Origin of the sequence: Oleiharenicola lentus, from assembly GCF_051660365.1 — a bacterium.
GTDB classification, from domain to species: domain Bacteria; phylum Verrucomicrobiota; class Verrucomicrobiia; order Opitutales; family Opitutaceae; genus Lacunisphaera; species Lacunisphaera lenta_A.
Window position 1 is genome coordinate 3174651 of sequence record NZ_JBOZXB010000001.1, and the last position, 12715, is coordinate 3187365.

Annotated in this window: 8 protein-coding genes; 1 reads left to right on the forward strand and 7 read right to left on the reverse strand. The window is 57.1% G+C overall.

What is annotated here, in order from left to right; translation table 11 throughout:
* Positions 1 to 6: 6 nt before the first annotated feature.
* The 7 genes from ACRRQW_RS12330 to ACRRQW_RS12360 all read right to left on the reverse strand — a co-directional run bounded on the left by ACRRQW_RS12330 (position 7) and on the right by ACRRQW_RS12360 (position 11825).
* Positions 7 to 300: a HigA family addiction module antitoxin gene (locus ACRRQW_RS12330; RefSeq protein WP_438481748.1), complete on the reverse strand. Its 294-nt coding sequence runs from the start codon at positions 298 to 300 to the stop codon at positions 7 to 9.
* Positions 301 to 331: 31 nt separating this feature from the next.
* Positions 332 to 610 carry a type II toxin-antitoxin system RelE/ParE family toxin gene (locus tag ACRRQW_RS12335; RefSeq protein WP_438481749.1) on the reverse strand — a complete coding sequence of 93 codons (279 nt, stop codon included), beginning with the start codon at positions 608 to 610 and terminating at the stop codon, positions 332 to 334.
* Entirely contained in the window at positions 607 to 729 is a 123-nt protein-coding gene (locus ACRRQW_RS12340) for a hypothetical protein (protein WP_438481750.1), read from the reverse strand. Before ACRRQW_RS12340 ends, ACRRQW_RS12335 begins: the two co-directional genes overlap by 4 nt.
* Positions 730 to 880: 151 nt before the next feature.
* Positions 881 to 2875, reverse strand: a complete 1995-nt coding sequence (locus tag ACRRQW_RS12345; RefSeq protein WP_438481751.1) for an AAA family ATPase — start codon at positions 2873 to 2875, stop codon at positions 881 to 883.
* Between the two features lie 151 nt (positions 2876 to 3026).
* Positions 3027 to 6362, reverse strand: a complete 3336-nt coding sequence (locus ACRRQW_RS12350) for a ribonucleoside-diphosphate reductase subunit alpha (protein WP_438481752.1) — start codon at positions 6360 to 6362, stop codon at positions 3027 to 3029.
* 177 nt (positions 6363 to 6539) lie between these two features.
* Entirely contained in the window at positions 6540 to 7625 is a 1086-nt protein-coding gene (locus ACRRQW_RS12355) for a ribonucleotide-diphosphate reductase subunit beta (protein ID WP_438481753.1), read from the reverse strand.
* An 876-nt stretch (positions 7626 to 8501) separates the two neighbouring features.
* A complete protein-coding gene (locus ACRRQW_RS12360) occupies positions 8502 to 11825 on the reverse strand; it encodes a TonB-dependent receptor (RefSeq protein WP_438481754.1) in 3324 nt (1107 codons plus the stop codon).
* A 242-nt stretch (positions 11826 to 12067) separates the two neighbouring features.
* On the opposite strand from ACRRQW_RS12360, the gene trhA reads away from it, so the two are divergent.
* Positions 12068 to 12709, forward strand: a complete 642-nt coding sequence (gene trhA, locus ACRRQW_RS12365; protein WP_438481755.1) for a PAQR family membrane homeostasis protein TrhA — start codon at positions 12068 to 12070, stop codon at positions 12707 to 12709.
* Positions 12710 to 12715: the final 6 nt, after the last annotated feature.

The window sequence follows — 12715 nt, forward strand, 5'->3', positions numbered from 1 at the left end:
TGAAAATCAGGCGGACATGAGTTCACGCGCGGGTGTGATCTTGGCGGTCAGTTTTTTGCTCTGCTTCGCGAGAGCGCGGAAGTCGCACTCGACTTGGAGGCCGTGCCAGAACTGCGGGGTCTGTCCGAAGAAAGCGCCGAAGCGGATGGACATGGCCGGAGTGATCGCGCGTTTGCCTAAAATGATTTCATTGATGGCGCGCGGGGCCACGCCCACGGCGCGAGCCATGGCGTTTTGGGAAATCGCCATCGGGCTTAAGTATTCTTCGAGGAGAATTTCTCCCGGTGTGATCGCTTTCATGCTATAACGCGTAACGTCATAGGCACGCACTTCAATGGTAATCTATGATGCGCACTTCGGCCGGCCCGGCGTCGGTCCACCGGAAAACGATGCGCCATTGGTCGTTGATGCGAATTGAGTAGAAACCGATCAAATCGTGCTTGAGGGCTTCGAGCCGGTTGCCGGGAGGAACGGCCAGGTCGGTGAGCAATTCCGCTTGGTTCAACTGGATGAGTTTGCGGAGAGCGACGCAGGCGATGGCAGAGAAGCGGCGATTCTTTTCTTGGTGGAAAAGTTGCCCGGTGTCGCGATCGGCAAACGACTGAATCATGCTGCGGCGGTGAAGTGGGTGGGGGCGCGGGAGCCGGCGGGGAATTCGCTGGCGTAGTCCTGCCCGAAGGCGCGGACGCGGTTAACCTTTTCGTAGCGGCGGGATTCGCGGTCGTTCATGAACGGGGGGAGAGCACGGAAACAGTTCGCAAAACGGCGAACGCGTCTGGCCCGTTGTAGATAATAAAGAAGGCCAACGACGCTTCGTGAGAAACATCCTTGGCCCGTGGAGAAGCAGAATAAAAATTAAATGGGAGGCAAGCGCGGAGAATTATAAACTCCGTTTCAATGGAGAATCGACGATGTGCTGCAGATTGCGCACGGCATCTAGTGTGAGCATGGAGACACGCTGATTAAACAGGATCCTCAGATCTGCGAGTTGGTCGCTTTGAGGTTCTACAGAGTTCCGATTGAACGTCATCAGCCATCGATTCACTTCCTCGCGAATTAGATCATTAAATTCAGGGGCGAGGTCGGAGACTTTCAAAAGCATGATGATCCGCTCCCACTTCGGTAGAGACCGAATCAATGCTATTCCCGCCTTCCGGATGTAAAGAGGGCGATTTCCCGCAAGCGTCTCGGTAATCAGCGCGGAAGAAATCCATATCGGATTTTTTGTGAGCACCTCACGCGCGGCTTTGCTCACACCCGGCGAAGGATCCATCAGCGCCTGGCTGATCTCCTCAGTGTAGGCCTCTCCGTATAGCTTGCCGATGCTAATGAGGGCAGCTTTGCGTAGCGAAGGTTTGGGATGGATGAGGAATTTGGCGATCAGCGGTGCATCCTCTTTAGATCCTGATTCCGACAACCCAAAAATTATCGCAGGCGAAGGAGTGTCAGACTCAACCAGTCGCTGCCGATAAATGGCGGCGACATTGTCCACGCCAAGTTGCTTAAGGAAGAGACGAGCGGTTGCCCGCACCATGCTAGACGGGTCGCCCAATGCTTCGATGAGCACTGGTTGCCGTGATTGGACCAGCGGCTCGCATAATATAAACGTGATAAGCGTTTCAACGCCGCCTTTGGATGCATCTCCTTTGATATCTTCTAAACAGGCAACGCGAGGACGGGGTGAGATATTCAAGGCGGCGAAAATGCGGTCGAGGAAGTCGCGATCAAATTTACCTTCCACAAGAATGACAGGATCTAGAGGAGAGAGTAAGATTGGGTTAACCCATCTGGTCACACCATATCTAGATGCGCATTCCAATAGGTCTTTTGCGCTCTTTGTTGTTGCTGTAGTTTCAGTGAATTTCGTTTTCAGGGTAGCTTTTTCGATCATGTAGCCTCGATCGCTATACTGGATCATGAGATCTGAATGCGTCGTGCTGATAATTTGAAGCCTTCCATTTTTATCATTTGTGATGCGCGCTAGAAAATGAGCGGTGCGAGCTTCTAGCGCGGTGTTTAATGACGATTCGGGTTCTTCTACGGCCCAGAGCGCTGCTTGTTTCCATCCGAAATGTTGAAAATAATCGCGGTCAATGAGGTGTAGCGTTTCAAACATTAACAAACTCTGCATCCCTGAACCCTGCTCTGTTTCATCCATTTCTACGCCACTCTCGCTAAGTCGATAACCGAATTGAAATGCTAAATCAGCAAGCGACGAAGCTGTTGCTAAGCGCACCTTTTGAATATCGGGTGAGAACTTATTTATGTCCTCCGAAACGGCTTGGACCAAGGCTTCTGCTGTCGATTGCAGTCCGTTAAAAACAGCCGCGGACTGAGTTTTGAATTTAGCTAGCCGCCTCACCAATACATCGCGCAGTGCTTGCTGCTCTTTGCGGATGATCTCAATGGGCATGACTCGATTTGGAACATATCTGAAAGCGATGAGCGCTAAAAATTGATTTACTTTAGCAACGTCAGAAGCGGTGAGAGGCGTGGCGGCTTTGTTCAGATAAACCAGCGGCTCAATATTTTGAGGAGTCCACTCCTTCGTGATCCAAAAGTCTCGTCCTAGCATTGTTTCGACAGGCTTCAGTTCGCGTCTGAAGTTGAAACTGGGTGGTAAAGTGAAGTGAATTGCTATGCTAATGACCTTTTTCTTTTTCGCGGAAAGCTCGCCGCGGAAATAATTCCTAGCTAAGTCGAATGATGTTTCTGGCTCTGGCTTGCCGGTAAAAAATAAATTAAGAGCGCGTAGGAAATTGGATTTCCCGGAATTATTGAGCCCTACCAGAGCAGAGAAATGTTCGAGTTCTGGCAAAGCCGAGTCGCGGATAGAACGAAAGCGGCTAATTTCAATGTTGCGGAGAATGACCATAAAGCGGGGTATTGCACGATGAGCGACGTGGTATTCATCGTCTCTGCTAGTCTAATTAGGAAGACTGGCATTAGGTAATTATGCGAGTTCGTAAATGAGCAAAGAAAAAGGCGGCCAGTGAAGGCCGCCTCGTTTGAATCTATATAGTGCGTTACTGGCAGGCCTCGCACTCTTCGCCGTTCTTCATGGCTTCGATACTGCACACGCGTTTTTCTTCGGCGGTGTAGGTCTTCTTGGCAGAAGAGTCTTGGGCTGAGAGTTGAGCGTTGAGTGCAGCAGCCGAAGCGGTGGCGGCGGTGTCGCGGGTGGCGGTTTCGGCTTTGGTTTCACCGGCGGCGCCGCGGACTTCCTTCTTCACGCTGACCGTGGCTTTCTCGATGTTCGAGGCGCCGAGCGTGCGGAGGTAATACGTGGTCTTGAGGCCGGCGTGCCACGCGCTGCGATACATGTGCGAGAGCACTTTGAGGTCGGGCGCTTTGAGCCAGAGGTTCACCGACTGCGATTGGTCGATCCACTTTTGACGGCGGGCGGCGGCGTCGATCACCCACTTGAACTCGACGCCGAAGGCGGTGAGGTAGCGGGCTTTCAAGTCGGCCGGGATGGCTTCGATGTCGGCGAGTTCGCCGTCGAAGTATTTCAACGCGTCGATCATTTCCTGGTTCCAGAGGCCGCGGGCCTTGAGGTCCTTCACGAGGAAGGGATTCAAGACGACGAATTCGCCGGAGAGGTTGGATTTGACGTAGAGGTTCTTGTAGGTCGGCTCGATGCAGGGCGACGTGTTGGTGATGTTCGAGATCGTCGCGGTGGGCGCGATGGCGAGCACGTTGCTGTTGCGCATGCCTTGCTTGGCGATCTTGGCGCGGAGGTTGGTCCAATCGAGTTTGCCGCCGCGGGGGACGTTGATCGGCACGCCGCGTTCCTGTTCGAGGAGGTCGACGGTGTCCTGCGGGAGGAGGCCGCGATCCCACTTGGAACCCTTGAAGGAGGAGTAGGTGCCGCGTTCGGCGGCGAGGTCGGAGGAGGCTTCGTAGGCGTAGTGCGCGATGGCTTCCATGAACTCGTCGTTGAATTCGACGGCTTCCTGAGAGGCGAAGGGAATGCCCTTCATGTAGAGCGCGTTGGCGAGACCCATGACGCCCATGCCGATCGGGCGGTGGCGTTGGTTGGAGGTCTTGGCGGCGACGGTCGGGTAGAAGTTGATGTCGATGACGTTGTCGAGCGCGCGGACGGCCACGGTGATGGTGTCGCGGAGCTTCTCGAGATCGAGCGTGCCATCGGGCTTCAAGTGCGACTCGAGGATGACGGAGCCGAGATTGCAGACGGCGGTTTCGTCGTTCGAGGTGTTGAGCGTGATCTCGGTGCAGAGATTGGAGCTGTGGATGACGCCGGCGTGGTCCTGCGGGGAGCGGACGTTGCACGGGTCTTTGAAAGTGATCCACGGGTGACCGGTTTCGAAGAGCATCGAGAGCATCTTTTTCCAGAGCTCGAGGGCTTCGATCTTGTGGCCGAGGATTTTGCCTTCTTCAGCGAGCTTTTCGTAGCGGACGTAGGCCTCTTCGAATTTCTTGCCGTAGGTGTGGTGGAGGTCGGGCGTCTCGTTGGAGCGGAAGAGCGTCCACGTGCCGCGGGCTTCCATGCGCTTCATGAACAAATCGGGAATCCAGTTCGCCGTGTTCATGTCGTGGGTGCGGCGGCGGTCGTCGCCGGTGTTACGACGGAGCTCGAGGAATTCGAAGATGTCGTTGTGCCACGATTCGAGGTAGGCGCAGCCGGAGCCCTTGCGTTTGCCGCCTTGGTTGACGGCGACGAGCTGGTCGTTGTGCAGCTTGAGGAAGGGGATGACGCCCTGGGATTCGCCGTTGGTGCCGGCGATGTGCGCGCCGGTGCCGCGGACGGAGGTCCACGAGCCGCCGAGACCGCCGGCCCACTTGGAGAGCTGGGCGTTTTCGGCGATGCCGCGATACATGATGGCTTCGAGGGAATCGTCGACGAAATAGAGGTAGCAGGACGAGAGCTGGGAGTGGAGCGTGCCGGAGTTAAACAGGGTCGGCGTGCTGGAGCAGAAGCGGCGGCTCTTGTAGAGTTCGTAGAGGCGGATGGCCCAGTCTTCGCGGGTCTTCTTTTTCTCTTCGAGGAAGAGGCCCATGGAGACGCGCATCCAGAAGAACTGCGGGGTCTCGAGGCGGCGGGCGCGCTTGCCGGTCTTGTCGATGATCAGGTAGCGATCATACATCGTCTGCACGCCGAGGAAATCGAGCTCGAGGTCGGCGGACGGGTCGATGGCGGCGGCGATCTTGGCGAGATCGTATTCCTTCAGGCGCAGCGAGAGGCGCTTGATGGAGATGCCGTGGTCGATGTATTTGGCGAAGGCTTGCTGGTGGAACTTCTTCAGCGCGCCGATGCCGTCGCGGACGATGTCCCAGCCGAGGACTTCTTCGTAGATGTAGGTGAGCTGGATGCGGCCGGCGAACTTGGCGAAGTCGGCGTCCTTCTCGATGAGCGTCTTGGCGTTGAGGATGATCGTGTTGTTGAGATCACCCAGAGCGATGTTGTCGAAGAGGGCGCGGCGGAGTTCGGATTCGATTTCCTCGGTGGAGAGGCAGAGCTCGAGGCCGATGGCGGCGAACTCGATGCGCTTCTTGAGGTCGAGGCCGTCCCAGAGGAACGTGGTGCCGTCGGCGCGGGCGACGACGACCATGGAGTTCTGCATCGGCGGAACGGTGTCGGGCTTGACCTCGATTTCCGGGGAGGCGAGGCGGGCCGTGGCGCGGTGGGCGCGGTAAAGGATGTAGTCTTCGGCGACTTTGTAGTGGCCGGACTTCATGAGTTCTTCCTGCACCATGTCCTGGACTTCCTCGATGTGGAGGAAGGCCTGTTTCACGGCGGCGGCGCGTTCGGTGACGGCGCGGGTGATGGCGGTGGCCGGCGAAGGATCTTTCTGGAGGGAGAGGAAGGCCTTGCGGATGGCGATTTCGATTTTGCCTTCATTCCACGGCACCACCTGGTGGTTGCGGCGGATGAGGCGGACGGTGACGCCATGGGTGTCGCGCGCGACGTTCATCTTGGAGGCGCGCTTCAGGAGCAGCGACTTGGCGACGTCGTGGGCGTTGTTGTCGACGAGAGTTTTTTCGATGAGCACGTAAAGGTCGTGGAGGGAAACGCGGAGCGGGCCGCGTTCGAGGGCTTTTTTAGTGAGGTTACCGGCGACTTCGCGAGTGACGTCCGCGACGAAGCGCTGGTTCTTCTCGTTGAAGATATCCTTCTCGCCTTTGGCCTGCATGAGGTTGGCGAGGGATTTGCCGACGGTGTCGGCGACTTCGGAGAGGTCGAAGCGTTCCTCGCCGTGAGGGCAGAGGACCTGGACTTCGGGGACGGCGACGGATTCGTCGCGGAGGATGTCGCGCCAGTTATAGTTGGGTTTCTGATCCTGGGGAGCGACGGAGAGTTTCTTGAGCGCGAGATCCTGCGCGATGGAAGGCGTATGCATAATGGGAATGCGAACCGATGGTTGGTTGAAGAGAGAAAGTGACGTGGGGTGAAAGCGAGTTGAGAGCTGAGAGTTGAAAGTTGAAAGACGGACGAAACGAGGAAGCGCGCAGGGTTGGGCGATTACTGGGTCGGTCTTTTTACTTTCAGCTCGTGACTTTCAACTGCGAAGCAGCCGTTAGAGCTCGTCGTCGCTGGCGACGGAGAGCGCGGAAGATTTTTGGTATTCGGTGACGCGACCTTCGAAGAAGTTTTGCTCCTTCTTGATGTCCATCATCTCGGCGAGCCAAGGAAGCGGGTTCTTCACGCCGGCATTAAGCGGCGTGAGGCCCACGCCATCCAGGCGCCGGTCGGCGATGTAGTCGATGTATTGGGTGAACTCGTCGACGTTGAGGCCGACGGAGTTCACGGGGAGACAGTCACGAATAAATTCTTTTTCGAGGGCGACGGCTTCGGCCATCGTGGCGCGCAGCTCTTCCTTGAACTGGTTGGTCCAGATGTCGCGGTTCTCCTCGATGAGGTCCATGAACAGATTGCGGAAGACCTCGATGTGGTTGGACTCGTCGCGCAGCGTGTAGCGGAACATCTGGCCGATGCCCGGGAACTTGTTCTGGCGGTAGAGCGAAAGGATCATGCCGAAGAGGCCGTAGAACTGCGTGCCTTCCATGCACTGACCGAAGAGGAAAATGTTTTTCGCGAGGAGCTGCTTGTTTTCGACCTTCGTGAGGTCGAGGTCGCGGCGAAGATTGCGGGAGTTATTTACGACGAAGGCGTTTTTCTTCGCGATGGTCGGGATGTCCTCGAACATGGCCTCGCACTCGTGCGGGTTGATGCCGAGTGAGGAAATCATGTAGAGCAGCGAGTCGGCGTGGATGTTTTCCTCGTGCGCGTGACGACCGAGGACGAGCTTCAACTCAGGAGCCGTGACCATTTCGCGGACAACGTGCTGAATGTTGTCACCGACGATGCCTTCCGCGGCCGAAAAATAACCGATGCCCATGCGGATGATCCAACGCTCGACGTCGGAAACGACGACGGAATCGCGCCATTGCTCGATGTCCTTGCCCATCGGGACGTCTTCCGGCTCCCAGTGATTGGCCTTCATCGTGCGGTAAAGATCGTAAGCCCACTGGTATTTCAGCGGGAGGAGATTAAACGTCATGGTCTCGCGACCATTGATGACTTTCTTGGCGGCAAAAGCGGCTTCCGCTTTGTCTTGATCGAGGACGAAGGTCTTGGTGCCGACGGAGAAAGTTTTTTGCATAGCGGTGCGCGGTTTAAGGGGACGAAAAAGGACGGAAAGAGACGAGGGACAGGCGTGTGGTTTTGGGAAAAGCGACGAGCTTCCCGTGGTCTAGAGACGGCAGAAACGCTCTGGCGACACTTAGTTGCCAAAACTTGCTGACACGTTGTCGACCACCACAGGATGTGGATGCCCGGAACCTTGACCACAACTAATGGGAACCGTGCAAATGACCGTCAATAATTTTGGCCGGAGAAAAAGAAACTTTTGTGTGATTTTTGGTGTGGACAAAACCAGTCACGGAACTCGCCGCCTAATTTTCTGAAACAAAATTGGAAACGTGACCAACCGCCCTCTGAAAGGCGGGGGAATTTCCCTACGCGAAATTTGCGCAAAAAAAATATTGACGGAGAAAATTCTGCGATCTCGTGCGGGGAGTGGGTGAAATTTTTTGCGGAAAAATAAATGCGCTGTGGGATCAGGGAATGAATTTGAAATAATTTTTCGCAGCCCGTGAAACGGGAAGCGCATGGAGAAGCGACATCGTGTGCGTCGAGCCCCGCCGCATGAATTGCGCGAACGACGGACGAACGGGAAGTTGATGAGGACCGGACACGCGGCGAATTCGCGCGAGGTCTGCTTCGTTGGTGAATGCGCGGGCACAAAAAAAGCGGCGGCGTTTCCGCGACCGCTGAAAGTTCCGCGCAGTTCTCTGGTCTGGCCAGTGGCGAGGGTTTAGAATTCGGCGAAAACTGTGTTTAGGAATACGGGTGGATTTTTCAGGTGCGCCTGGGAGGACGATCGCAGCCCGGGCGAATGACGTTTTTATTGGGCCCAAAAAAAAGCGCCCCGCTTTCGCAGGGCGCTTTGTGAGAGTAAAGCGAAACGCTTTTTGCTTTAGAACTTCAGGCGGACACCGGCCATGACGCGCCAACGGGAATCACCGTTGTTCTGGAGGAACTGGGAGGCGGTCGGGATGACGATCGAGCCGTCAGGATTGAGGGCAACGGACGGGCGGATGCGGCCATCCACACCGTAAGCGGCGTTACCGAGCACGACGCTTTGGTTGCTGTTGTTCGGATTGCCGAGCGTTTCGACATAATTGAAGATGTCGTTGCTGATCCAGCTGCCGAAGTTGATGAAGTCGGCGAAGATTTCAACGCGCACGGGACCGGCAACCTTGACCTCTTGCGAGACGTGAAGATCGAGGCGGTTTTGCCACGGTCCGATGAAGGAATTGCGAGGAGCATAGCCACCGGCATAAGGAGCGAGCTCGCTGCTGCCGATGTAGGCGAGGTAGGCATCGCGTTGCGCCGTGGTCATGCCGGAGAAGTCGAAGCGAGCATCGCCGACACCGGTCGGAACCGCGAGCGCATCGTTGGCGCTGGAACCGTCGAAGTTGAGATCGCCGGAATAGACATAGCTATACGGAAGACCGGTGCGGCCTTCGTAGTAGAGCGTGGTGGATGTCTTGTAGCGCTTCAGGAAGTTGAACTCCTTGGTGAAGCTGGCTTGGAGGCGATTGCGCACTTCGTAGTCGGAGCGGGTTTCTTCCACTTCGCCTTGGTTGAAGACGACGTTGAAGGCCCATTGCGAGCTGGCGGTCGAGCTGCCGCCGGGTTGCGCCTCGGTGGATTGGCCGCGGGTGAAGGCGAGACTGTAGCCCCAGCTATCCTTGACGGGACGTTCGAGCGAGAGAGACACGTAGTCCGAGCCACCGACGTCGGTATTGCCGAAGCGGAAGACGCGGGCGAAGCCTGTGTTGAACGTGTTCACGAGGCCGCCGGTGGTGCCGAGCGGAATCAGGGTGGTGTTGGCTGCGCTGGTGTAGCGGCGGAAATACGTGCGGCCGTCGGCACCTTTGCCGCCAGGGACCAAGTTGATTTGGTCGTAGAAGATCGCTTCCATGACATCCGTTTTGATGTATTCGAGCGAGAGCTTGGAGTCGAGGAACGGCAGCTTGAAGTCGACGGCAAGGTTACCGCGGAGGTTGGTCGGCAGTTTCAAGCCGGACTTCATGAAGGCGACGTCGCCGCCGCCGGTGGTGGCGTTGGTCGTGCCTAGCGGATTAGCCGGGTCGAATTTATAGACCGGGTCGGAATCCGGGAACGTGCCGCCGAGGTATTGGCTCAAGGTCGGGATCGCGCCGGTGGTGAAGGTGCGCAGGAAGCGACCGAGACCAGCGTTACCGTAGGAGTTGGAGATCCAGACCCACGGGCTGCGGCCGAGGAACACGCCGAGACCGCCGCGGAGTTGCACTTTGCGGTCTTCGTCGAGCGAGTAGTTGAAGCTCAAGCGAGGTGCGATTTGGTCGGCACCATCGATGGTCGCATCGTTACGGACGCCGAAGGCGGTTTCGAAAGCCGGGTTATAAAACGGGGCGATTGGGCTGCCGAGCGTGTCGTAGCGCAGACCGGCCGTGACGTTGAGGCGTTGATTGATGTCCCACTTCGTCTGGGCAAAGAAACCGGTTTGTTCAAACTTGCTGACATCGGTCGGAGGGAAACCTGCGGTGGACACGTTGCGAGCGAACGCCAGCGGGGTGGCGGTAGCCAGGTTCAGACCGGGAGCGTAGTTATAAACAAAGCGGCCGTAAGAACCGTTGCGGAAGAGATTTTCGAAGTCGCTCTCTTCATGGTCGAAACCGACCTTGAAGGTGAGATCTTTCCAGGTGTAGGTGCCGTTACCGCTGAACGCGGTGGTGTCGGCAATAACACCGTTGCCCATGCTGCTGTAGTCGGTGCCGAAAATGACGGCGGTGTTGGTCGTGACCGCGCCGCCAGTAGCAACCGAGGTGCCGGGGACGCCGAGGACGATGATTTCAGGCAGGTTGACCGGGGTCGAACGGAGCGAGGTCGTGTCGTTCTTGGAGAACGCGAACTCGGTCTTCAGGTTAGGGCCCCAGCTGCTGAAGAGTTGGGAAGCCCACAGTTCTTCAGCGACGGCGATCGAGTAGTATTTCGAATCAAAGGTGGTGACACCGTTGGTGAAGCTCGGAGCGGGGGAGAGCGCGGGGAAACCAGAAGGCGCACCGGTGCTGCGATAGTCCGGGTAGCTGGGCTGATTACCTTCCGTCTTGCTGTAGCGAACAGTCAGGCGGTGGTCTTTGGTGATCTGCCAGTCAAGTTTCGCGAGTTTCTTTTCGTCTTCGGTCAACGAGGCGCTGGCCGCACCGAAAGAACCGAAGGCAGGGGAGCCAGGCAGAGTGCTGAATTGAGTGCTGAGCGCGGTGAGCGCGGCGGTGTCAGGATTAAAGCCCGGGACAGTCGCGCCGCCGGAAGGATTGCTAACCTTTTCGTAATTCAGGAAGAAGAACAGCTTGTTGCGGATGATCGGACCGCCGAGGGTTGCACCCCAGCTGCGTTCATAGAAGGTGCTGGTGCGCTGGCCAAAGGTGGTGCCAGAGATGTCGGCACCCGCCCATTTGGAGGACGTGTAGTAGTAATAAACGGAACCGTGGAACTCGTTCGTGCCACTCTTGCTGACCGCGTTGATCGAAGCGCCGGCGAAACCGCTTTGGGTGACGTCGTAGGGCGTCAGCGAGATGCTGAACTGCTCGAGCGCATCGAGGGAGAAGGGGTTCTTCAGGGAGAAGAGACCGGAAGACGAGAGACCGAAATTGTCGTTCTGGCGGGCACCGTCGATCGAGATCGAGTTGTATTTATAATTCATGCCCAACGCGCTCACTTGGGAACCCGAGCGGATGGAGGTGAAGGCGTTCGTCTTCATCATGTCCGCGAACGAACGGTTCGTGGTCGGCATGCTGTTGATCGCCTGATTGTCGAGGACGCTGCCTGCGCCGGTCGCGCCGGCGTCGAGGGCGTTAGCTTCGCCGGTGACGACGAATTTTTCGAGTTGAACCACTTCGCTGCCGCGGGCGCGAAGGGTGATATCGGTCGGCTCAGCGAGCGCGATGTAAACTTCATTATAGGTGCCCACTTCGTAGCCGGTGGCGCTGGCGCTCACCGTGTAGGGGCCGCCGACGCGAAGGCCGGTGATGTTGAAACGGCCCGAGGCGCCGGTAATGGCGGTGTAAGGCGTATTGGTCGGCGTGTGCACGATAGTCACGGCGGCGCCGCTGATCGGTTTGCCAGAAGCATCAAGCAAGCTGCCGGTGATACCGGAGGAAACTAAGCCTTGCGCGAAGGCGGTAGGCGAAAAAGTCGCGGATAAGACCGCGACTAGTGCGATAACTAACGATTTTAGGAACGATTTTTGCATGGTGTGATGCAGTTGGTGTGTGGAAGTTCCGCGTTGGTAATTCGGAACAAGGATTAGAGGCGAAGCGAACGCCCGCCCTATGTCATAGTCAAGCCTTCAACCCCCGCCGATTGCTCTCAACCGATGGATGTTTCATGCCTGTAACAGTAGGGCTGATTCCAAACTTTAGAGCAGGCGTTCTGCCAAGCCGCGAACTTTGATTTTCTCTGGCTAAATCTGGGGTTTGCACGTCACTTTTGCATATGGTTGATATTTACAGCCCCCGCGAAGAGCTCGCCAACAGTGTCACGCACGGGCTCGGCATCGCGCTCAGCGTCGCGGGGCTGGTGTTGATGGTCGTGTTTTCGGCGCGGTTTGGTGACGCGTGGCAAGTGACCAGTTCGGCGATTTTCGGCGCGACCCTCGTCATGCTTTATACGTCGTCGACGCTGTATCACAGTTTTCGCGGCGAAGGCACACGCCGGCTCATGCGGAAATTCGACCACGCGGCGATTTTTCTGCTGATCGCGGGGACTTACACGCCGTTTGTCCTGGTGACGATTCGCGGGCCGTGGGGCTGGAGTCTGTTCGGTGCGGTGTGGGGTCTGGCGGTCGTGGGCGTGACGATGAAGTTCTGGCTGGCCGGACGCTTTAAACTGCTCTCGACGCTGCTCTATGTCGCGATGGGCTGGATGATTTTAATCGCGATCAAACCGCTCTTCCACGCGCTGTCCGGTGGCGGGATGGCGCTGCTGGTGGCGGGTGGACTTTGTTACACGGGCGGCGCGGTATTTTATCTTTGGAAGCGGTTGCCGTTTAACCATGCGATCTGGCATTTGTGGGTGATGGCGGGCAGTGCGTGCCATTGGGCGGCGGTGTTTTTCTACGTCGTGCCGCATGCGTGAACGTGA